The sequence below is a fragment of the Desulfosporosinus burensis genome, assembly GCF_054657535.1.
The window spans coordinates 124,649-146,683 of record NZ_BAAHYN010000006.1; the positions used below are offsets into that span (position 1 = coordinate 124,649).

Annotated in this window: 16 protein-coding genes, 1 tRNA gene and 2 pseudogenes; 17 read left to right on the plus strand and 2 right to left on the minus strand. The window is 44.0% G+C overall.

Annotated elements, in window-relative coordinates:
• Positions 1–172: 172 nt before the first annotated feature.
• Positions 173–259, minus strand: a tRNA-Leu gene (locus ACYQ3Q_RS12105).
• Positions 260–441: 182 nt separating this feature from the next.
• Here ACYQ3Q_RS12105 and ACYQ3Q_RS12110 point away from each other — a divergent pair.
• From ACYQ3Q_RS12110 to ACYQ3Q_RS12190, 17 genes and pseudogenes are all read left to right on the plus strand, one after another.
• Positions 442–549, plus strand: a pseudogene (locus ACYQ3Q_RS12110) (aldehyde ferredoxin oxidoreductase C-terminal domain-containing protein); the annotation flags it as partial.
• Positions 550–760: 211 nt separating this feature from the next.
• Entirely contained in the window at positions 761–1,690 is a 930-nt protein-coding gene (locus tag ACYQ3Q_RS12115) for a DMT family transporter (RefSeq protein ID WP_459928797.1), read from the plus strand.
• Positions 1,691–1,747: 57 nt separating this feature from the next.
• Positions 1,748–2,308: a UbiX family flavin prenyltransferase gene (locus ACYQ3Q_RS12120; protein WP_459928798.1), complete on the plus strand. Its 561-nt coding sequence runs from the start codon at positions 1,748–1,750 to the stop codon at positions 2,306–2,308.
• Positions 2,309–2,330: 22 nt separating this feature from the next.
• Complete coding sequence (locus ACYQ3Q_RS12125; RefSeq protein ID WP_459928799.1) at positions 2,331–2,612, plus strand: DUF1294 domain-containing protein; 282 nt, start codon at positions 2,331–2,333, stop codon at positions 2,610–2,612.
• 116 nt (positions 2,613–2,728) lie between these two features.
• On the plus strand, positions 2,729–4,501 hold the full coding sequence (locus ACYQ3Q_RS12130; protein ID WP_459928800.1) for a sigma-54 interaction domain-containing protein: 1,773 nt from the start codon (positions 2,729–2,731) through the stop codon (positions 4,499–4,501).
• 461 nt (positions 4,502–4,962) lie between these two features.
• Positions 4,963–7,323 carry a xanthine dehydrogenase molybdenum-binding subunit XdhA gene (gene xdhA, locus ACYQ3Q_RS12135; protein WP_459928801.1) on the plus strand — a complete coding sequence of 787 codons (2,361 nt, stop codon included), beginning with the start codon at positions 4,963–4,965 and terminating at the stop codon, positions 7,321–7,323.
• A 15-nt stretch (positions 7,324–7,338) separates the two neighbouring features.
• Positions 7,339–8,220: a xanthine dehydrogenase FAD-binding subunit XdhB gene (gene xdhB / locus ACYQ3Q_RS12140; protein ID WP_459928802.1), complete on the plus strand. Its 882-nt coding sequence runs from the start codon at positions 7,339–7,341 to the stop codon at positions 8,218–8,220.
• The gene (xdhC, locus tag ACYQ3Q_RS12145; RefSeq protein WP_459928803.1) at positions 8,213–8,719 is read left to right on the plus strand and encodes a xanthine dehydrogenase subunit XdhC; all 507 of its coding nucleotides are present in this window, start codon (positions 8,213–8,215) and stop codon (positions 8,717–8,719) included. Before xdhB ends, xdhC begins: the two co-directional genes overlap by 8 nt.
• Positions 8,720–8,835: 116 nt before the next feature.
• The gene (gene ygfK / locus ACYQ3Q_RS12150) at positions 8,836–11,898 is read left to right on the plus strand and encodes a putative selenate reductase subunit YgfK (RefSeq protein ID WP_459928804.1); all 3,063 of its coding nucleotides are present in this window, start codon (positions 8,836–8,838) and stop codon (positions 11,896–11,898) included.
• A 135-nt stretch (positions 11,899–12,033) separates the two neighbouring features.
• Positions 12,034–12,447, plus strand: coding sequence for a hypothetical protein (locus tag ACYQ3Q_RS12155; RefSeq protein ID WP_459928805.1), 414 nt, complete (start codon positions 12,034–12,036; stop codon positions 12,445–12,447).
• Positions 12,448–12,832: 385 nt separating this feature from the next.
• Positions 12,833–14,182, plus strand: a complete 1,350-nt coding sequence (locus tag ACYQ3Q_RS12160) for a nucleobase:cation symporter-2 family protein (RefSeq protein WP_459928806.1) — start codon at positions 12,833–12,835, stop codon at positions 14,180–14,182.
• 187 nt (positions 14,183–14,369) lie between these two features.
• Positions 14,370–15,575 (plus strand): NAD-dependent dihydropyrimidine dehydrogenase subunit PreA, encoded by a 1,206-nt coding sequence (gene preA / locus ACYQ3Q_RS12165; protein ID WP_459928807.1) that lies wholly within the window; start codon positions 14,370–14,372, stop codon positions 15,573–15,575.
• 37 nt (positions 15,576–15,612) lie between these two features.
• Entirely contained in the window at positions 15,613–16,941 is a 1,329-nt protein-coding gene (gene ssnA, locus ACYQ3Q_RS12170) for a putative aminohydrolase SsnA (RefSeq protein WP_459928808.1), read from the plus strand.
• Positions 16,942–16,951: 10 nt separating this feature from the next.
• Positions 16,952–18,193 carry a threonine synthase gene (gene thrC / locus ACYQ3Q_RS12175; protein ID WP_459928809.1) on the plus strand — a complete coding sequence of 414 codons (1,242 nt, stop codon included), beginning with the start codon at positions 16,952–16,954 and terminating at the stop codon, positions 18,191–18,193.
• Positions 18,194–18,357: 164 nt separating this feature from the next.
• Positions 18,358–19,839, plus strand: coding sequence for a pyridoxal-phosphate dependent enzyme (locus tag ACYQ3Q_RS12180; protein WP_459928810.1), 1,482 nt, complete (start codon positions 18,358–18,360; stop codon positions 19,837–19,839).
• Between the two features lie 310 nt (positions 19,840–20,149).
• Complete coding sequence (locus ACYQ3Q_RS12185) at positions 20,150–21,022, plus strand: amidohydrolase family protein (RefSeq protein ID WP_487247259.1); 873 nt, start codon at positions 20,150–20,152, stop codon at positions 21,020–21,022.
• A pseudogene (locus tag ACYQ3Q_RS12190) lies at positions 21,016–21,153 on the plus strand (methyltetrahydrofolate cobalamin methyltransferase); the annotation flags it as partial. The gene ACYQ3Q_RS12185 and the pseudogene ACYQ3Q_RS12190, both read left to right, overlap by 7 nt.
• Before the next feature lie 283 nt (positions 21,154–21,436).
• Here the strand turns inward: ACYQ3Q_RS12190 and ACYQ3Q_RS12195 are convergent.
• Positions 21,437–21,739: a hypothetical protein gene (locus tag ACYQ3Q_RS12195; RefSeq protein ID WP_459928811.1), complete on the minus strand. Its 303-nt coding sequence runs from the start codon at positions 21,737–21,739 to the stop codon at positions 21,437–21,439.
• Positions 21,740–22,035: the final 296 nt, after the last annotated feature.

Sequence of the window (22,035 nt, forward strand, 5' to 3'; positions counted from 1 at the left end):
AAAGATTTGCTTTTAGTTCACTTAAAGTACCACATTATGCATCTAGTAGTCTGGATCAATATGCCCTAAAAAAGCACTCATATTATTTTGTTGACTTTTTGTTGACTATTCACGGTTTAGAAAAGTCAACAAAGGCAAAAGAAAAAAGGCCCGAAGGCCTTATGTTTCTAAGTGGTGCGGTCGAGAGGACTTGAACCTCCATGCCCTTGCGAGCACTAGAACCTGAATCTAGCGCGTCTGCCAGTTCCGCCACGACCGCGTAACAAACGTTATTATATGAGAAGATAGATAGTTTGTCAATCATTAATTAATTCCTTTTTGTGTTGCTACCGTTTAAGAATCGACAATTGTTGGGCAGCGTACTTTTGTATACTGAGAAATTGTCATATTGTATACATCTATTCACGTGTTGTGACACTCTGAGGAAAAGGAAGCGGTCCTGAATACGAGGCTTTAGGTGCATTCGGTTCAAATGCTTTGAACGATGACCTGGAGTCCATTGCCTATTTTAATATGCTCTGTAATGAACAGGCTTGTAAAATAGACTAACATGAAAAGGAAGAAACCCTAGAATATCAAAGTTTTCTTCCTTTTCATTTATGATGCGGTCGAGAGGCTTTGAAACCTCGCTGAGCATTTTATATTCTCTGAGGGATTTTTCTATGATACAATATTTAATTATACGAAATAATGAAAGGCTCCTACCTTTAAAACGATGCTAGGGGTCTTTTGTATGGGTGAGGGAGAAAGAGGGAAACTAATGACTACGAAAAAGGATTTTCCAGAGTGGGTACTTTGGGGCGTTGTCTTGGTCTGGGGGGCAAATTACACTGTTGGAAAATGGGGAATGGTTGGTTTTGATCCTTTGACCTTTAATGTTGTTCGTTTTGTGGGGGCAACACCTCTGCTGTTTCTTTTGTTATATGTTTTGGAAAAAGACTTGCGTATCCAGTTAAAGGATTTCTGGGAATTGGCGATGCTCGGACTGATAGGCATTACGATTTACCAAACCTTGTTTATGGCGTCTGTAAAATACGCTACGGCTACCAATGCCTCTTTAATGCTTGCAATCTCGCCAGTGTTTACGGCAATTTTCGCCTGGCTCGCAGGACAAGAACGATTAGGCTCAAGGGGGAGGTGGGGAAGCGCTTTAGCTCTCTTAGGAGTTGTCTTTGTCTTGCTCTTTGGGACTAATAAATTGGCAATAGGCTGGGATGTGATTCGTGGAGATCTGATCGCCATTTTGGCATCAAGTGTCTGGGGATTATATCCAGTGCTCGCTAAACGCATGTTGCGCAGGTATTCAGCGCTTAAGACGATGACGTATGCTTCATTATTTGGAATGATATTTTTCCTGGTCATCGGAGCAAAAGGGGTGCTAGCGATAACTTGGTCAGAGATACCCTCTGCAGCCTGGGGCTCTATGCTTTACTCCATTGTTCTAGTGACTGCGTTCGGGCTTGTTGTTTGGTATCACGCAATTAACCGAATAGGAGCTAATCGTGTAATGGCTTATATGTATGCTGTGCCAGCGGTTGCTGTGGTTGCGGCGGCTATTCTTATAAAGGAACAGATTCACCTTATGCAAGTCTTAGGCGCTGTAGTCATCTTTTTAGGCATCAGTATGATTCGAAAGGATAAGCTCTCTGTTCTCGAAAACAAGGATTTTTCTGCGATAGCGAATAAATGATAAGGGACGCTGTAGATGGCAGCGAAAAGCGTATGAAATAAATGTTGGAGGTGCCCAGTGCAAAGACGATTAATTATTGGGATTACAGGGGCAAGCGGTTCAATATATGCGACCACACTCATGAATGTTCTGGCGTCGATGGATTGGCAGGTTGAATTGATCATGACGTTAACGGGAGAAAAGGTACTTGCCTATGAAACCGGAATTGAACGGTCTGCCTTCCCAGAGAATGTTCGTATCCATGAGAACGATAACCTCTTTTCATCGCTGGCCAGCGGCTCTTATCGTACGGCTGGGATGGTCGTGATTCCCTGTTCAATGAACACTTTGGGCTTAATGGCCACGGGGACGGGGGACCATCTTTTGGCACGAGCGGCTCAAGTGACATTAAAGGAGCGATGCCCTCTTGTCGTGGTTCCGCGCGAAATGCCTTATAATATTATTCACTTAGAGAATATGTTACGGCTGGCGCGGGCGGGTGCGACGATAATGCCGGCTTCGCCAGGGTTTTACCACCAACCGAAAGAGATACAAGATTTAGTGAATCATGTCGTTGGGAAAACCTTAGATCAGTTTGGCATAGAAAACACACTCTTTAAGCGCTGGAATGGAGTATAAAATAATAAGGAGGACTAGAGCGATGAGTATTGAATTTTTTCTGGGGGCCTACTTGATTTGGAATATTTACGTTTTTATTGCAATGGGCAGAGATAAACGTCTGGCTAAGTTAGGGCAGTGGAGGATACAGGAGTTCAATCTACTGCTTATGGGATTTGTCCTGGGAGGCATCGGACTTTTTGCTGGGATGAAGTTCTTTCGTCATAAGACCCAGCACAAGAAGTTCGTTATAGGTGCTCCTATTATGATCTTTGTGAACTTTTTAATGTTAGGCTACGTCTATCTGCAAACATTAGTAAAATGAAACTCGGTTAAAGGATAAAGTGAATTCTTAACGAATTAAGAAAATGTAGGCTAATCAAAAGGAATATTGTCATATTATAAGACTTTAACGAGAATAATAGTTATGGGGGTAACTTAATGGTTGAACTTATGGCCGTTAGAGATTATGCACAACAAATCGCGGAAGCGATTGCCACTGTTGTGAAAATCGATATTGAGATAGCGGATCATAATTTGGTACGTATTGCTGGAACAGGAAGGTATCACAAAGGGGTAGGTCTATCCATGGACCGGCAGGGATACGTGTATCAGGAAGTACTGCGGACAGGACATCAGTTTGTGATAGAAACGCCGGGAACCCATCCGCTTTGCGCCCCATGTAAGGCTCGAGGAAATTGCTCTGAAAAATATGAAGTGGTATCCCCGATCAATGTGGATGGTAAAGCTGTGGGCGTGATCGGACTGATCTGCTTTAATGATGCCCAAGCAAAAATCATCCAAGAAAATCAGCAATCCTACCTCATCTTTTTAACGAAAATGGCTGAAACTATTGCTCTAAAGTTAAAGGAACAAGAGTTCTTAGCTGGTCTAGTATCGTCGAATCATTATCTCAACTCCATTATTGACTGCTTGGAAGAAGGACTGCTTACGGTGGATCTTGATGGAAATGTCCTTCATTATAATCAAGCAGCTAAACGCTTGTTTAGTGCTAATCTGCTTACTCCGCGGAGTCAGTTAAAATCCTTATTCACACCACAAATTGTTTCGGACATTCTAAAAGCCGGGAAAAACATGGACGAAGTCGTGGAACGCGAAGTTCATGTCGAAACCAAGAAGAATCGGGTGCAAATGGTTTTGCGTGCTCTGCCCATCGCTAGTGAAGACGGGGTGAAGAGTATTGCCATCACCTTGCGACCGCTTGATGAAATCGGTCGAATCGTTAACCGACTCTCACTACAAGATGCAGGCTATACCATCGAAGATATCTTGGGAAATAGTCAGAGTATAAGCCAAATCCGAGAGCGGGCAAAGGTCGTAGCTAACACGAAATCAACGGTCTTGATTCGGGGTGAGAGTGGAACTGGTAAAGAAATGTTAGCTCGATCCATTCATAATCTCAGTCCCAGACAACAAGGGATGTTTATGGCGATTAACTGTACAGCGATTCCGGAAATGTTGCTGGAAAGTGAGCTCTTCGGATACGAAGATGGGGCCTTTACGGGTGCTCGCAAAGGGGGCAAAATCGGCAAGTTTGAATTGGCAAACAAAGGAACCCTATTCCTCGATGAAATTGGAGATATGCCCTTATTTTTACAGGCCAAAATTCTTAGGGTGCTTCAAGAACGTCAAATTGAACGAATTGGGGGGATAACCCCTATCCCTGTAGACGTCCGAGTCATCGCCGCAACGCATCGTAACCTTGAGCAAATGATGGCAAAAGGTGAGTTTCGTGAAGATTTATATTACAGGATTAATGTGATTCCCATTGAGATTATCTCACTGCGAGATAGAAAAGAAGACTTGGATATTTTGAGTCAGCATTTTATTAAGGGTTACAATCCACAGCTGAATAAAAACGTTCAGTTTTTAACGGATGGATTTCGGCAGAGGTTACAAGACTATTCGTGGCCAGGCAATGTCCGAGAACTTCAGAACGTGATTGAATATGCTATGAATTTAGCCGAAGGCTCTACTTTGACTGAGGAACATTTATCGCCGAGATTGAAAACGGCTCATCAGAATCATGCTGAACTCAATGGGTTTAATCTTGAAAATGTTGAACGGGAAACAATTCTCCGCTGTTACCAAGCTGCGGAAGCTGGTGTACGAGGAAAAGAGAAAGTGGCCAAGGCCTTAGGAATTGGAGTAGCAACCTTATATCGCAAATTAGCACGTTATAACATTGAGTAATTGAAATACGGGTTGCTTAGGGATCTTGAGGGGGCTTTTCTTTACTCTTTTCTTATCAAATTGATAAAAGATAGTTCAATGTGATAAGAATTTTATCAAAATGATACAGGGCGCTTAATCGAGGAGAGTTTGTAGCTCTTGAGGTGTTGTTAAACTTATCTAAGGTCTAGGAGTCACTTATCTCGCACTTTTAGAAGTAAGAAACTTAGTGGCTTTTAGTCATAGACTCAAATGATATAAATGTATTATAAGTGAAATTGAGGACAGACGTTATCATTATGATAAGGCCTGTCCTCCGAGTATAACAACAAGTCACTGATTCAGCCTCTTTTCGACATTTGAGCTCGTTGGCATGAATATTGCACGGTTTAAATTTAGGATTGCAGGTATTTCATTCTCTGAAGATGGAATTCTATTCGACAGAGAGGTCTTAATAAATTTTAAGGACGGGAGGAAATAAAATGGCTTATACGGTTGTAGGGAAAAGCGTTAGAAGAGTTGATGCTGTCGCCAAAGTAACGGGAAAGGCCAAATATACGGATGATTTTTCTGAGCGGGATATGTTGATTGGGAAAATTCTGCATAGTCCTTATGCTCATGCGCTTGTTAAATCGATCGATGTCAGTAAAGCGAAAGCTTTACCTGGAGTCGAGGCTGTTTTAACGTACCAAGATTTGCCGGATATTCGATTCGCTACAGCTATGCCAGGGGTCATAGAGGCTATTGCAACGGATGAAGTGGATGTTGCGCAGCTTAAATATGGAACTGCGGGGCATCCTTTTTCGCTCGATGAGAGCCATCGCGATAAAGAGGATCGCCATATTTTAACGCAGAAGGCTCGATTCGTGGGAGATAATATTGCAGCTGTGGTTGCGACGGATGCCCTTATCGCCTCCAAGGCTTTGAAGCTGATTGAGGTTGAATATGAAGTGTTGGAAGCCTTAACCAGCACAGATGCTGCCCTTAAAGAGGGTGCCCCTTTGATTCATGATGACTGTGAACGAAACATTCTGGCTTCGGGTGGTTATGCAATAGGGGATATTGAAGCAGCCTTTGCTGAATCCGATCATGTCATTGAAGGTGAGTACCACACAAGTATTGTTCAGCATTGTCATATGGAAAATCAAGTATCCCATGCCTATGTCGATGCAGATCGACGAATCGTGATCATGACCTCGACTCAGATCCCGCACATTGTGCGCAGGATCGTTGCTCAATCCTTAGGGGTTTCTTGGGGGCGGGTGCGAGTGATTAAGCCTTACGTTGGAGGTGGGTTCGGTAATAAGCAGGATGTGACTATTGAACCTTTGAATGCTGCTATGAGTTTGGCTGTGGGTGGAAGACCTGTCAAACTGGAGCTTTCGCGAGAGGAAGCCATGATTGACACCCGAACTCGTCATGCTTTCAAGTTTAAAATCAAGACTGGAATCAATAAGGATGGAAAAATTAACGGAATACATATTTCTGCCGTTTCGAACACTGGCGCCTACGCGTCACATGGTCATTCCATTGCTTCGAGCGGGGGCGGTAAATTCCGCTATCTATATCCAACCAAGGCCTTGAAATATGATCCTATAACGGTTTATACCAATTTGCCGGTTGCCGGAGCGATGCGGGGGTATGGTACTCCCCAGATATTTTTTGCCTTTGAATCTCATATCGAAGATATTGCCAAGAAACTCAACTTAGATCCCATCGAGATTCGGAAGAAAAACCTAGTTGAAGTTGGGTTTGTAGAACCGTTGAGTAAAAATAAGATCATGAGCTGTGCTATCCGGGAATGCATTGATAAGGGTCGAGAGTTAATCAAGTGGGACGTCAAGAAAGCCTTGTATAAGGAGCAGAGCGGAGATATGCGTCGAGGATTAGGCATGGCCTGCTTTAGCTATGCTTCGGGAACGTATCCGGTAGCGTTAGAACTTGCTGGAGTGCGTATTGTCATGAACCAAGATGGCTCAGTTCAAGTTCAACTCGGTGCAACAGAAATCGGCCAAGGGAGTGACACAGTCTTCGCGCAAATGGTGGCTGAGGTTCTCGGTCTTCCGATGTATATGGTCCATGTCGTCTCCACTCAAGATACAGATATTACCCCCTTTGATACGGGGTCTTATGCCTCGAGGCAAACCTATGTAACAGGGATGGCTGTAGAAAAGGCTGCCCTGGAAGTTAAGGCAAAAGTGCTTGGTTTTGCCCATAGGATGACGGATATCCCCGCTCATCTCTTAGATCTTCAAAATCAATTCATTGTCTTTAAAGAATCTGGCGAACAAGTCCTAGCGCTGGAAGTGGTTGCGATGCAGTCCTATTATGATAGAGCTCATGCTGAACCTATTACAAGTGATGTCTCAAATAATGCTCGCATTAATGCAATACCTTTTGGGGTAACCTTTGCAGAAGTGGAAGTGGACATCAAGACTGGGAAAATTAAGATTTTGGAAATCTTCAATGTCCATGATTCTGGTAAGATCATCAATCCACTTTTGGCAGAGGGGCAAGTGCATGGTGGGGTGAGTATGGCAATTGGCTATGCCCTCTCCGAACAGTTGCTCTTTGATGAGGCGACGGGTAAGCCCCTTAACAATAATTTGCTGGATTATAAACTTCCGACGATGATGGATACCCCTGATATTGGCGCAGCCTTTGTGGAACAAGATGATCCAACAGGGCCGTTTGGCGTCAAATCGTTGGGAGAACCTCCGATTGTTTCTCCGGCTCCGGCAATTCGCAATGCAGTATTGGATGCGACGGATGTGGCTTTTAATCGGATACCGATGAATCCGCAACGCGTTTTCGAAAAGTTTAAAGAAGTTGGATTAATCTAGTAAGGCGGTGAAACGATGTACGATATTAAAGGATATTACGATGCCGAGACTGTTAGTGAAGCGACCGCGCTCCTTTCACAAAACTCCAATCTAAGAATTATTGCGGGTGGGACAGATGTGCTCATCAAAATGCACGGAGGGCAACTTGAAGATGCAGAGCTCTTGAGCCTTCGCAAGATTAAATCCTTGGAAAGTATTCGAATATCTGACAATGGGACGATCGTGATCGGTGCAATGGCTACCTTCTCGATGGTTTTCCACAATCCGATTCTTCGGGAGGCAATCCCAATTCTCACGGAAGCGGCGATCTCCATGGGGGGGCCGCAAATCAGAAATATCGCCACTATTGGCGGAAACATTTGTAATGGAGCCACGTCTGCAGACAGTGCCTCTTCCTTGTTTGCGCTGAATGCCCAGCTGAAATTACAGGATGCGCATGGGGAACGTGTCGTTCCGATCCGTGAATTTTATCTTGGACCTGGTAAAGTTGCTTTGAAGCCAGGGGAAATTCTCACCGAGATTCTGATTGCGCCGGAAGATTACCAAGGCTTTGGCGGGCAATATATTAAGTTTGCCATGCGTGAAGCGATGGATATTGCCACACTTGGAGTGGCAGTTGTCTGCAAACAGCAGAGCGGATACTTTGCAGACGTAAGAATTGGACTTGGAGTTGCAGGTCCAACTCCCTTAAGGTGCCTTGAAGCAGAAGAGTACGCCAAGGGGAAGAAAATTTCCTCCGATATTTTGGCGGAGATTGGCAAGCTGGCGGTTAAATCAGCCAAGGCACGAACCTCTTGGCGGGCTTCTAAAGAGTATAGGGAACATCTTGTCGAAGAACTCACGCAAAGAGCCCTGAAAATTGCTGTTGTCAACGCAGGAGGTGCGGAAGTTGTTTAAACGAATCGCCTTTACGGTGAATGGGAGAGCCTATAATTTCGAGGTGGATGTACGGGAATCGTTGCTGGATGTTTTGCGAAGTCAATTGGGTTTTACGGGTGCTAAACAAGGCTGTGGGGTTGGAGAATGCGGCGCCTGCAGCGTACTGATTGATGGTACTCCTTATGATACTTGCATATACTTAGCCGTTTGGGCGGACGGTAAAGAGATTACGACGATTGAGGGTTTGGCTGCAAAAAATGGGGAACTTTCTGATGTTCAGAAAGCCTACGTCGAAGAAGGGGCTGTGCAGTGTGGCTTCTGTACCCCTGGCCTCGTTCTGACCACTACGGCTATGGTGGAGAGTGGCAAAGATTACACTCGTGATGAGATTAAACGAGAACTCTCAGGTCATTTATGTCGGTGTACAGGTTACCAGAGTATCTTAAAAGCTGCTGAGAAGTCCTTGGAAGGGCATATTTGCACGTGTGTTGACAGCCCTCATTATAAAGGAAAATAAACGAAATTTACTTAAGCTTAGCTAGGGCTCGGCGCAACTTATTACCATTTTGAAAATGTGGCAATGAGTGGCGCTGAGCAGCAGATCAAACAATAAGGAATTGAGGAATGATACGAATGATGAGTGATAAAATGATTCAAATTCCCTTCAAGAACTTGGTTAACTGGATGTTCGAAGAATATAAGCGCACTCAAACTATTTTCGGCGTATCTGCGGTTAAATTTTTCCAAAAGAAGAATGACCACCAGATTGGACTTTTTGGCGAAACGATGGATACTCCAGTTGGTCCGGCGGCTGGTCCGCATACTCAACTCGCGCAAAACATTATCGCTTCTTATCTGAGCGGGAGCCGTTTCTTCGAGTTGAAATCTGTACAAATCATGGATGAGTTAGAGATTCCTAAGCCCTGTATCCTGGCGGAGGACGAATGCTATAACACGGAGTGGTCTACGGAGCTTCCGATTATGGGTGCCTTTGACGAGTATGTAAAAGCCTGGTTTGCCCTCCATGTCTTACAAAAGGAGTTCTTTAATCAAAGTGATCGAGGATTTATGTTCAATATGAGCGTAGGGTATGACTTGAAAGGGATTCAATCTCCTAAAGTTGATCAATTCATCGAAGGGCTTAAAGACGCTTCAGAAACGGCGATTTTTAAGGAGTGTCTTGCTTCATTATTTGAAAATGTTGATCAGTTTAAAACGATTGATCGAGCCTTTATTGAACAGATTTCACCTAATATTTGCACGTCGATTACCTTATCGACCATGCATGGCTGCCCACCGGCAGAAATCGAAGCTATTATAAAATACTTAATCAGTGAAAAGAAATTGCATACCTTTGTGAAGATGAATCCGACGCTGTTAGGATATGAGTATGTGAGGAACACCTTCGATAAAATGGGTTACAAATATATTGAGCTGAAGGAAGAATCCTTTACCCATGACCTACAATTTAAAGATGGCGTTGAGATGTTAAAACGTCTCAAAGTTTTCGCACTGGAGAAGCAAAAAGATTTTGGCATCAAGATGTCTAATACGTTGCCTGTAAGGATCATGAAATCGGAATTACCGGGCGAGGAAATGTACATGTCCGGTCGAGCCCTTTATCCCTTGACGATTAATCTGGCGTATAAGTTAGCTGCGGAGTTCGGGGGGGATCTCAAAATCTCCTATTCAGGTGGAGCGGATGCTTTTAATATTGATCGAATCTTTGAGACGGGAATCCAGCCAATCACCGTGGCAACAACTCTGTTAAAACCCGGAGCCTATACGCGCTTTAAACAAATGGCGGATCTCTTAGATCCACTCATGGATAAGCAAGAGTCCGATAAGCTTGATATGAAAAAACTAAAAGCCCTTGCTGAAAGTTCGTTGGACGATGCTAACCATCTCAAGGAAAAGAGAGATGTGGTCAATCGTAAAACAGAGCTTAAGTTGCCCGTCTTTGATTGTTTCATGGCCCCATGTACTGTTGGATGTCCTATTGAACAAGATGTCCCAGAGTACCTTCGCCTGGTAGGTGAGGAACGCTATGAGGAAGCGTTTGATGTCATAGTCTCCAAAAACCCATTCCCGTTTATTACGGGGACGATTTGTACCCACAACTGTATGACCAAGTGTACCCGTTTAGATTATGATGAGTCAGTGCATATCCGTGGGCAGAAATTGGTGGCTGCAGAAAAAGGGTTTGATGCCTATATGCAGAAACTTCCTACGCTGAAACCTGAGTCATCTGCCAAAGTAGCCGTCATTGGAGCAGGTCCATCTGGCCTAGCAGCCGCTTATTTCCTTGCCAAAGGGGGCTTGGAGGTTACTGTTTTTGATAAACGTCAGAAAGCCGGGGGTACGGTCGAATACGTTATCCCGGATTTTAGAATCTCGAGAGAAGCGATCACTAAAGATATTAAGCTGATCGAAAAAATGGGCGTTAAGTTCAAATTTGGGATTGATCCAAACGTATCCGTGGCTGATTACAAAGCGAAAGGGTTCCAGTATGTCTATCTAGCAATCGGTGCGGGAAAGACCAATGATCTGGAAATCGAAGGGGATAGCGAAAGGGTAATGGGAGCGATCCCCTTCCTGGAAGCCTTTAACGCTAACAAAGATGCCTTAAAGCTTGGTAAGAACGTGGCAGTAGTCGGGGGCGGTAATTCTGCGATGGATGCTGCTCGGGCTGCCCTGAGAGTAAAAGGCGTGGAGAATGTCTATATTGTCTACCGTAGAACAAAAGACTACATGCCTGCTGACAAAGAAGAGCTTCACTATGCTCAGGAAGATGGGGTTATCTTCAAGGAACTTCTTGCGCCAGTCTCGTTGACTAAGGGTGTCTTGAAATGTCAGACGATGGAGCTAGGTCAAGCGGACGCCTCTGGGCGAAGGAAACCAGTGGCCAAGGCGGGTGCCTTTGAAGAATTGTCGATCGATACCGTCTTGTCAGCGATTGGGGAACTGATCGATTATGACCTCTTAAAGAGCAACGGTATTGAAGTAGGGGAGAAAGGGATCATTCGCGTCAACCAAGAAACGCTAGAAACTAGTGTGGAAAATGTCTTTATCGGTGGAGATGCCCTGGTTGGACCTTGGACGGTGGTCGGTGCTGCTAAGCACGGAACAATTGTGGCTAAAGCCATTCTAGAAAAGGAACAGCTGGAATTCAAACAAGAGTTTACGTCTAAGATCTCCTTTAATAACGAAAAGCAGTTATTAGAGATTGCTGAAAAGAAAGGCGTAATGAAAGCCGTTGCCGATCACAAGCTAGAATCTGAGAGATGTTTAGAGTGTAATAAAGTCTGTAATATCTGTGCTGAGGTCTGCCCAAACCGCGCCAACCTTATGATTCCGGTCAATGGCAAAGGTTTAACGAATATGAATCAGATTCTGCACATGGATGGAATGTGCAATGTCTGCGGAAACTGCGGGACCTTCTGCCCGTATTCCAGTGAGCCGTACAAGGTTAAACTAACTCTATTCTGGACTGAGAAAGATTTCATGGATAGTCCTAATATCGGCTTCTATTTCTTAGATGGTGGTTGCAATGGGGAATTCATGCTTCGCCTAGAGGAGAAAATCGACAAGGTGAAGTTTGATGAATCCGGTAAACCAAGTGTGCTGATGGATGACAAGGTCGCAGCCTTTATTTGGACAATTTATAAAGAATACGGTTATTTGTATAAAGTTTAAAAAAATGCGCATATTTAGAGAGGTCGATGTATATAGCGGGCCTCTCTAAATTTCACTTGTTATTAATGTCGAATTGTGCAAATATAGGTCGTATTACCAAATAATAACGAGTTAGAAATTTAGGGAGGATGGAAATTGAGGATGCTTCGGCGGCTTGCCGAAGTCGATAAGCGTGAAGATCTATCGAGAATGCGGCTTGGAGAGCTTACGCCGGAGTTAGGTGTCGATGATATTTATCTCGCCGATGCCAATGGGGTTTATGTGCTAGCCACTGAACCAGAAATCGAAGGAACGTGCGTCTATGATATTGATGCGGATTACCGGCGAATTTCGAAGGGAGAAATAGAATTTTTAGCCACTCCGATCATCAAACGCCTTGGGGATGACAAGCTTTTCAAGTTTATGACGGCCCGACGTATGGATGGGAAAAGGTCTGATGGCTATTTCCTTTTCGGTAGAAAGAATTTTATCGTTGGCTGGAGAAGCCACTCGGAAAGATTGAGGATTCTGAATCATTTCGATAACCATGCTTATCGAAATGATAATTAATAAAGTCCTCCCTCGCATCCAGCATCAATGTATATTTCAGGCGGAAATTTGTGAAGATACCCTTTTGAATCCTAAGAGATTACCATTTTGATAATTTCGTTACGGTAAATATTCAACAAAGGTGTATTTTAGGCAGGATTTGCAGTAAATGTCGAGCTGGCACGAATCTTGCTACATACTTCTTGAATAAGAAGAAAATTGTGTCTTTAAGAATGTTTTACCAATCTTATTTTCCCCGACCATTACGGGTTTGTATAAAGGTCGGTTGAAATAGACACCTTGATAAAGTTGCGGGACTAAATTCAAGGACGATGATCTGAAGGAGGTGATCTAGGTTTAATGAGATCTTTGACCCGCATCAAAAATAAAGGAGTGAAAGCAAATAATGGCTAATACCAAACATGGAGTGGCACCGGTCGACGAGATGCTACCTGCTGGAAAACTTTTTCTATACGGGTTACAACACGTACTGGCGATGTATGCTGGAGCGGTTGCCGTTCCTTTGATTATTGCGGGAGCAGCTGGCTTAACTCAAGCCCAAACGGCATTTTTGATTAACGCTGACTTATTTACTTGTGGTATTGCTACACTACTCCAAACCTTAGGGATTTGGAAAATTGGAATCAAGATTCCTGTCATTCAAGGGGTTACCTTTGCTGCTGTTACGCCTATGGTCATCATGGCCAAAACTGGCGGTATGACGTTGATCTTTGGCTCTGTCATAGTGGCTGGTCTATTTACTTTTTTAGCTGCTCCATATTTTAGTAAGTTAATTCGTTTCTTCCCCCCAATCGTCACGGGTACTATTATCACAATTATCGGGGTTTCTCTCCTACCAGTCGGTATTAACTGGGCTGCAGGCGGAGTTGGAAACAAGAGCTATGGCTCTTTAACCTTTATTCTGGTGGCAACAGTTGTGCTGGTGGCTATTCTCTTAATCAATAAACTTTTCAAAGGCTTTGTTTCCCATATTGCCGTTTTGCTGGGTTTACTGGTCGGCCTAGTTGTTGCCGTCCCCTTAGGCCTTGTGAGCTTCTCGGGAGTGGCTGCAGCTCCTTGGATTGGCATTACAACGCCCTTTTTCTTCGGAGTTCCAAAGTTTGAGATCGGTTCGATTATCGCCATGATTCTGGTAATGTTGGTTGTTATGGTTGAGTCAACGGGAGACTTTCTCGCTATTGGTGAAATGGTCGAGAAAAAGATTGGTGAAGAAGAACTTACTGCTGGCTTAAGAGCAGATGGCTTAGCCACTGCCCTTGGTGGCATCTTCAATGCTTTCCCGTACACGGCCTTTGCACAGAACGTCGGCTTGGTCGGTTTAACCGGAGTTAAGAGTCGTTTCGTCGTCGCAACATCCGGTGTCATTTTAGTTGTATTAGGCTTATTTCCTAAGATGGCTACCATTATTGCCTCCCTACCTACCCCAGTCCTTGGGGGAGCTGGAATAGCAATGTTCGGAATCGTCGCTGCCAGCGGGATTAAGACTCTCGCTAAAGTGGACTTTGAGAAGAACGTTAATAACATTTTCATTGTTGCTATTAGTATCGGAATTGGTGTTATTCCAGTAGTAACTCCAAACTTCTTTCAACATTTCCCTTCTTGGAGTCAGACCATTATGCATAGTGGAATTACCTTAGGTTCAATTACCGCTATTGCCCTTAACGCTTTCTTTAATGGAAGCAAAGGCGCAGGAGATTTAGATGAACTTAAGGCTCATGCCGGAATTCGAGAGTAATTAATCAGCGGTGGGAGAGATTTCTTTCCCACCCTCTCCATGGTTTAACGAAGTGCCAAAATTCATCTTTCATTCTACATGGGGGTGAATTTGGCCAATTTAATGGAGTGAGGAGGATAAGACCCCCACTCAATCACCCAGCAAAGTAATTTAGTTATAAATCAGTATTTTAAAGGGGTTATAGGAAGTGACAGTCGATTTATCCGTTGATTTTTGCGGAATCAGATTTGAAAACCCCTTTATCTTGGCTCCTTCGCCTAGTACAGATAATCTCGGTCTCTTGATACAGGCTTTTGAAGCTGGGTGGGCTGGAGCAGTCTTAAAGACCGTTGCAGTCGACTCTAAAATTGTAAGTCGAGTTTTCCCGTTGGTCACTCGCATTGAGCAAGCAGGCGAATTTATAGGTCTGCAAAACATCGACCTCGTCTCTGAACATTCCGTCGAACTGATTGAACACAATGTGCGTACCTTAAAAACACGTTTCCCGACTAAAATCGTCATTCCCAGTATTATGGCCTCTACGAAAGAAGATTGGCAATCGTTGGCTAGGCGGTTTGTAGACGCTGGCGCCGACATAATTGAGTGTAGTATTTGGCACCCGCATGGAACAGAGTGGGGGCTGTGTACGAAAGTTCAAGAGCCTGAGGAGACGGAACCGATCGCTCGCTGGGTGAAAGAAGTCGTGGGAAATGTTCCTGTAGTCATTAAATTATCTGCACAAGATTCCGATATTATTGCTACGGCTAAGGCGGTTAGACGTGGTGGTGCAGATGGAGTTAGTGCAATAAATACGATAAAATGTATTACTGGCGTCAACTTAGATACCCTAATTCCTTATCCTAATGTAGCCGGCTTATCGACCTATGGAGGACTTTCGGGATCGGCCTTGAAACCCATTGCGTTGCGTTGTACGGCGGAAATTGCCCAACAAGTGGATATTGATATTACAGCGAGTGGTGGAATAACTACTTGGCAAGATGGCGTAGAATTCCTCCTTCTTGGGGCTAGCACCTTGCAAATATGCACCGCGGTATTGCGTTTTGGCGTAGAGATCATCGGGGACTTATTACGTGGTTTAGAAGGTTTTATGGAGGAAAAGGGTTTTCAAAGCTTGACGGACCTTATTGGAAGATCTTTGCCTTATTTAGTGGAACATTCCCAACTCCCGAGGGGCATTCAAGTGGTCTCCAGCATTCAGTCCGAGATCTGTGATGGTTGTGGAGTTTGCTATACAGCTTGTCGAACAGGTGGACATGATGCTATAGTTCTGATCAAGGGTCGTCCACAGGTTGAAATAAGTAAGTGTATAGGGTGTGGACTATGTCGAGCGATGTGTTCTTTAAAGGCTATTTCGTTAGCCAGACCCATATTCTTTAGCGCGTTGGGTGAGTGAAGGTCTTGGGAAAAATAATTAAGAGAGGGTGATTGTATTGCTGTTAATCGGTAATGGTACGGTCTTAACTTTGGGCGAGCGGAATCAAGTCATTCCCAAGGGCGGGGTGCTAATTCAAGACAAGAAGATTCTGGAAATTGGGTCAACTCAGGATTTAAAGGCACGGTACCCGGATGTAGATTTTATTGATGCTCATGGAAAGCTGATCATGCCCGGGATGATCAATACCCATATGCATCTCTACAGTACGTTTGCCCGGGGCATGGATTCCAAGAGTAAAGCTCCAAAAAGCTTTGGAGATATCCTTGAAGGACTTTGGTGGAAACTCGACAAATTACTGACCCTTGACGATGTCTATTACAGTGGTCTGACTCCTTTGATTGAGTGTATCAAAACAGGAACGACTACAATTATTGATCACCATGCCAGCCCCATGGCTATTACAGGAAGCTTATCCACGCTTGCTAAGGCAGCCAAAGAGATGGGGGTTCGGGCAGCCTTCTGTTATGAGGTCTCAGATCGGGATGGGGAAAAAATTGCTCAAGAAGGAATCAAAGAGAACGTCGGCTTTATTAAAGCTTGTCAGGCTCAACCGGATGAAATGGTAGCAGGTATGTTCGGACTTCACGCTTCTTTGACCTTATCCGATCAAACTCTGACTCAGTGCAGTGAAGAAGCCAAACGTCTAGGAGCAGGATTTCACGTACATGTTGCCGAAGGAATTGAGGACTTAGAAGACAGTCTTGCCAAATACGGAATGAGGGTGGTCGAGCGCTTAGATAAGTTCAAGATTTTGGGACCCAAGACCATTGCAGTACACTGTGTACATATTGATGATCACGAGATTGAAATCCTTAATACTTCTCAAACCCAAGTTGTTCATAATCCAGAATCCAATATGGGGAATGCTGTTGGAGTAACACCCGTTCTTAAAATGCTCAGCCAAGGGGTTAAGGTGGGACTTGGAACGGATGGTTATACTTGTGATATGTTTGAAAGCGCCAAAGTAGGGAATGTACTTCATAAGCATGCCGCGGCGGATCCCAGTGTCGCTTGGGGTGAGATTCCTCAAATGCTTTATGGTAATAATCCTAAAATTGCCTCTGAACTGTTTGGCGGAAAATTCGGCGAATTGACAGAAGGAGCATGGGCGGATGTTATCGTTGTCGATTACACGCCTCCGACTCCCATCGGATCTAACAATTGGACCGGACATCTTCTGTTTGGAGTCTCAGGACGGGCTGTCGAAACAACGGTCATCAATGGGCGCGTGCGCATGCTTGAGCGAAAGCTGATCGACATTGATGAAGACGCTATCGGTGCTCGGTCCAGGGAATTGGCACAGGAAGTTTGGAATAGAATTTGAGGTGATCTTGATGAAGAATGTGTTAGGGCTCCGCTGTATTGATTGTGGAAAGGAAGTCCCTGCTGAAGCTGGGACGTATACTTGTCCTACTTGTGGTAAAAAAGGTGGCATCATGGATGTCCTGTACGATTACCAAGAGATTAATCGTTTGACGTCACGTGAGCAACTAAGCCAGTCCAAAGACTATTCAATTTTTCGCTACCTTCCTTTTCTGCCCATTCATCCAGATTCAGCTCGCCCCCATCTGAGAGTGGGCTGGAGCCCGCTTTATAAACCGCAGGGACTGGGCAAAAGTCTAGGGATGAGTAACCTTTATGTTAAAGACGACGGGCAGAATCCCACCGCTTCACTGAAGGACCGGGCTTCGATTATTGCCGTTATTAAAGCAGTCGAGGAAAAAGCGCCGACGGTTGCTGCTTCTTCAACTGGCAATGCCGCTTCATCCTTAGCTGGTAGTGCTGCGGCCATGGGGATTAAATCCGTTATTTTTGTCCCGAGCCGAGCACCCCAAGGGAAGATCGCTCAATTGCTGATCTTTGGAGCCACGGTGATTAGTGTCCAGGGGTCTTATGAAGATACCTTTAGACTTTCTGCAGAGGCGATTGATCGCTTTGGTTGGTATAATCGAAATGCGGCCATTAATCCGTATCTTGTCGAAGGTAAAAAGACGGTCGCCTTAGAGATTGCTGAGCAATTAAACTGGGAAGTGCCTGACTGGGTGATCCTGTCCGTTGGGGACGGCTGCACCATAGCAGGGGTCTGGAAAGGCTTTAAGGATCTATATAGTGCTGGGTGGATCGACCGCTTGCCCAAAATTGCCGGAGTTCAGTCCACAGGGTGTTGCCCCCTGGTCGATGCCTTCTTGGAAGATCGCCCCTGGCAACCTAAGGAAGAGAATACAATCGCGGATAGTATTGCAGTCGGCGTGCCGCGCAATCCAGATAAAGCCTTAACGGCCGTGCGCGAATCAGGTGGCACGATGGTTGCTGTCTCTGATGAAGCGATCTTGGATGCCATGCGCGAACTGGGTAGAACCAGCGGTATTTTCGGGGAACCAGCGGGTGTGACTGGAACGGCCGGACTTAAAGTTCTGGTGGAAAAAGGGATCATTGGAGCCGATGAAAAAGTAGTTTCTATTGTGACTGGTAATGGATTAAAGGATGTTCAGAATGCGATTAAAGCCGTGGGTGAGCCCATCAAAGTCGAGCCTTCGCTGAAAGAACTGTTAGTTAAGTTGGAAGGCAAGGTTTAATCGAGGCACGATGCGCGAGGTTCGATGCACGATAAGTCAACCACGACGCATACGGTGTGAGCACGAGGTGCGATAAACCAGACACGAGACAAAAAATACAAAGATATTTCACAATCGGACTTCGAGCCTCGAGCCTCGAACTTCGAAAAATAAGGAGGTCAAATATGAGAAGCTTGATTGATTTAACCATTAATGAAGAGCAGCTTAAAAAGACAGTGCAGAGTGTTAAGGAAAAAAATGTTGTTATCCCGACCCTAGCACAGATGAAAGATCCAAATAAGATACCTGCATCAGTAAAAGAGAAGTTAAAGAAAACTGGGTTATGGGACGTTGACCCCATTAACTTGTTCAGAATATCCTGGAAGAATCAACCGATAAAAGATGGCGGCCTATTTAATCCGTTACCGAACTATGTGGAGATTCCTTTCGAAATTTCAGGGGTTAAAGCTAGAATTATCGCTATGTCAGGAAAGTATTTTCCGACCGGAGCTCATAAGGTGGGAGCAAGTTTTGCTTGTTTGGTTCCCCGCTTAGTGACAGGACAATTTGATCCAAAATTTCATGAGGCAGTTTGGCCTTCAACAGGGAACTACTGCCGCGGTGGAGCCTATAATTCTGCCTTATTAGGTTGTAAGTCCATTGCTATCTTACCAGAGAATATGAGTAAAGAGCGTTTTGAATGGCTAAAACAAGTTGCTGGAGAAGTTATTGCCACACCCGGCAGTGAAAGTAATGTGAAGGAAATTTACGACAAAACCTGGGAACTTCGGAGAACCCGAGATAATGTTGTGATCTTCAATCAGTTCGGAGAACTAGGTAATAATCTCTGGCACTATGAAGTCACAGGTAATGCTATGCATGATATTATTAAAGCGGAAATTGGGGCAAAGGGTAAAGTAGCAGGGGTATGCTTAACATCTGGTTCTGCTGGCACACTTGGAAGTGGAGACTTCATAAAAGATCAGTATCCTCATGCTAAACTTGCCGTTGGTGAAGCCTTACAGTGCCCAACCTTATTGAACAATGGTTTTGGTGAACATAGAATTGAAGGGATCGGGGATAAACATATCCCTTGGGTTCATAATGTTAGAAATACCGATATGGTAATCGCCATTGATGACAATGATAGTTTGGGTATGTTCCGTCTCTTTAATGAGCCAGCTGGACAGGACTATCTGAGAGAACAAGGGATTTCTGAAGAGGTCATCTCGAAGCTTTCTTGGGTTGGAATTTCAGGTGCAGCCAATATTCTATCTTGTATTAAGTTTGCAAAATACTACGAGTTAACTGAAAATGATATTGTTATGACGGTGCTAACAGACTCTGCAGAAATGTATCAGTCGAGATTGCAAGAAATGGAAGCCGAAAGAGGCAAAGTATATAGTTCGACAGATGCTGCCATTGACCATCACAAAAGTGTCATGGGCGTAAGAACTGACAGCATGGAAGAGTTAACCTATCAAACTAAAAAGCGTATTCATAACCTCAAGTACTACACTTGGATTGAACAACAAGAGTATGACGTGGACGATCTGAATGCCCAATGGTATGACTATGACGAATACTGGGGCAGGTTGCATCAAATGGGTCCAGAACTCGATAAACTGATTGAACAGTTCAATGAAAAAACTGGTATTGCAAAATAATCATTTAAATATATCACTACCTATAGATAGTATATGCATTAAGGGGATTTCCAATAAAATAGGTAAGATACTATAGAGGCAGCGGTTCTTGCACAGGAACTACTGCCTCTTTTTCAAAAATATGAAAGGGGCTACTTCTATGTCAATTTTAATAAAAAATGCTTCCCACCTAATAACCTTTAATGATCGTGATGAAATACTTGAAAATGCTGATCTTCTCATAGAAGGGAAGGAAATTATTGCAGTAGGGCAAGATTTGAATTTAAAACTAACCTCTTCTGAAAAACCAGAAATTATTGATGCTCAGGGAATGGTTGTGCTTCCGGGGTTAGTAAATACTCATCACCACCTCTATCAAACCTTATTTCGCGGATTGCCAGAAGTTCAAGGAATGCCTCTCTTCTACTGGCTTATTAATCTTTACGAGTTTTGGCGTCATATCATCCCTGACGCTGTTTATTATGGGGCAATGGTAGGTTTTAGTGAGCTTCTGCGTACAGGATGTACTTTAACGACGGACCATCATTATGTTTTTCCAAGAGGACAAGCTAGCAGCACCTTCATTGATACCCAAATCACAGCGGCTCGCGAGATCGGAATTCGCTTTCACGCCACCCGCGGTTCCATGTCTTTGGGTAAAAGCGAAGGGGGTTTACCTCCTGATGAGGTGGTTCAAGACGCAGGGACCATTCTCAAGGATTCACATCGTCTGATTGAGGCGTATCATGATCCCAATCCTTTGGCGATGACTCGTTTGGCGTTGGCACCTTGTTCTCCGTTCTCAGTAAGCCTAGATTTAATGAGGCAGTCCCAAATTTTGGCGAGAGGAAAAGGGGTAATGTTACATACTCATTTAGCAGAAACCCTTGATGAAGAGAAGTTTTGTTTAGAACGCTATGGACGGCGTCCAGTTGAATTGATGGAAGACGTAGGCTGGATAGGACCGGATGTTTGGTTTGCCCATGGGATTCATCTTAATGAGCGAGAAATTACTCTTCTGGCCAAGAGTGGATCAGGGGTTGCCCACTGTCCAAGCTCGAATATGAAACTCGGAAGTGGGATTTGCCCAACTTCAGATTTGGTTAAAGCAGGTGCCAAACTAGGAATTGCCGTAGATGGTAGTGCCAGTAATGATGGCTCTAATATGTCGAATATGGGGAGCTCCCCATATTCGACATTTTAGATCCTTGCAGTCGGGATATGGTAACGACACTGTATGTTACAAATGCATTACTAGGGAAAGACCGCTTTTGCAGAAATTACTTGAATGCTTACCGCAAAAATAAAATTGGTCCATTAAAAGTTGTAAACTAGTTTGGATATTATGTTCTGACGTACTAATGAAAGACTAAGTATTTATAAGTCTCCAAGAGTACACATGCATACCTCTTTACAACACAATTTTGCAATGGCGGCTGAGAAGCCGAGCTATCGATAGCGCCTTGGTGATGGGAGTGGGCCGTGATATTCCGGATTTTAAGGGGAAGGCCCATTGTAATTTCTGCAACTTACAAACAACTTGTCCATTTAATCAGGCTTTGTCGGCAAACCAAAACCCACTGGATACTAAAGTCGTATCCAGTGGGTTTTAGATTAATTACACAGAAGGTTTCCTAAAAGGTATCACCTTAGCATTATTCTTCTTTGGTGTTAGGTTGCTGTTGCCGCCGCAAGATTCGCACCCTCCACCACAGCCAGTTTTATTTCCGATAAAAACTTTGCGCCATGATATTTGCCATTTTTTGTCTATTTGATTAACGCGGGTCTCTATTTCATACTGGGGTCCACGTTGTTGATTGGCTAACCTAGCTTCGGTCGTGGCAACAATATTGGCAGTTTTTAAGGCTTGTTTCTCGGAGTCATAGAGGGTCTGGATTTTTACCCATTCCATTAATTCCATTTTGAATCGCTCCCATAATGAACACTTATATTACTATAATAACCACTTAATCAAAGAGATTACAATAGGAGTTACATTGGAGTTACATTGGAGTGTTTGCTTCACCCTTCGACTTATTTCTCGTAGAAGATAATGAAATTTTCATTTATCCAATTGTGAGACTCCCACTTCTTTCGTCACCGAAGTATAGATGTTTAATTTAGTTGAACGAGTCACTTAAGACCAATGGGAAATATCGGAAAGCAAATAAAAAGTTATTTTTTATCTATAACAATATTTATTGACAATATAGGGGT

Bases quoted from the DNA above. Each gene is read 5' to 3' on its own strand.
- thrC (WP_459928809.1), top strand. From the start codon at position 16,952: ATGAAGAATGTGTTAGGGCTCCGCTGTATTGATTGTGGAAAGGAAGTC.
- xdhB (WP_459928802.1), top strand. From the start codon at position 7,339: ATGTACGATATTAAAGGATATTACGATGCCGAGACTGTTAGTGAAGCG.
- ACYQ3Q_RS12185 (WP_487247259.1), top strand. From the start codon at position 20,150: ATGGTTGTGCTTCCGGGGTTAGTAAATACTCATCACCACCTCTATCAA.
- xdhA (WP_459928801.1), top strand. From the start codon at position 4,963: ATGGCTTATACGGTTGTAGGGAAAAGCGTTAGAAGAGTTGATGCTGTC.
- ACYQ3Q_RS12115 (WP_459928797.1), top strand. From the start codon at position 761: ATGACTACGAAAAAGGATTTTCCAGAGTGGGTACTTTGGGGCGTTGTC.
- ACYQ3Q_RS12195 (WP_459928811.1), bottom strand. From the start codon at position 21,739: ATGGAATTAATGGAATGGGTAAAAATCCAGACCCTCTATGACTCCGAG.
- ACYQ3Q_RS12160 (WP_459928806.1), top strand. From the start codon at position 12,833: ATGGCTAATACCAAACATGGAGTGGCACCGGTCGACGAGATGCTACCT.
- ACYQ3Q_RS12125 (WP_459928799.1), top strand. From the start codon at position 2,331: ATGAGTATTGAATTTTTTCTGGGGGCCTACTTGATTTGGAATATTTAC.
- ACYQ3Q_RS12180 (WP_459928810.1), top strand. From the start codon at position 18,358: ATGAGAAGCTTGATTGATTTAACCATTAATGAAGAGCAGCTTAAAAAG.
- ACYQ3Q_RS12130 (WP_459928800.1), top strand. From the start codon at position 2,729: ATGGTTGAACTTATGGCCGTTAGAGATTATGCACAACAAATCGCGGAA.
- ygfK (WP_459928804.1), top strand. From the start codon at position 8,836: ATGATGAGTGATAAAATGATTCAAATTCCCTTCAAGAACTTGGTTAAC.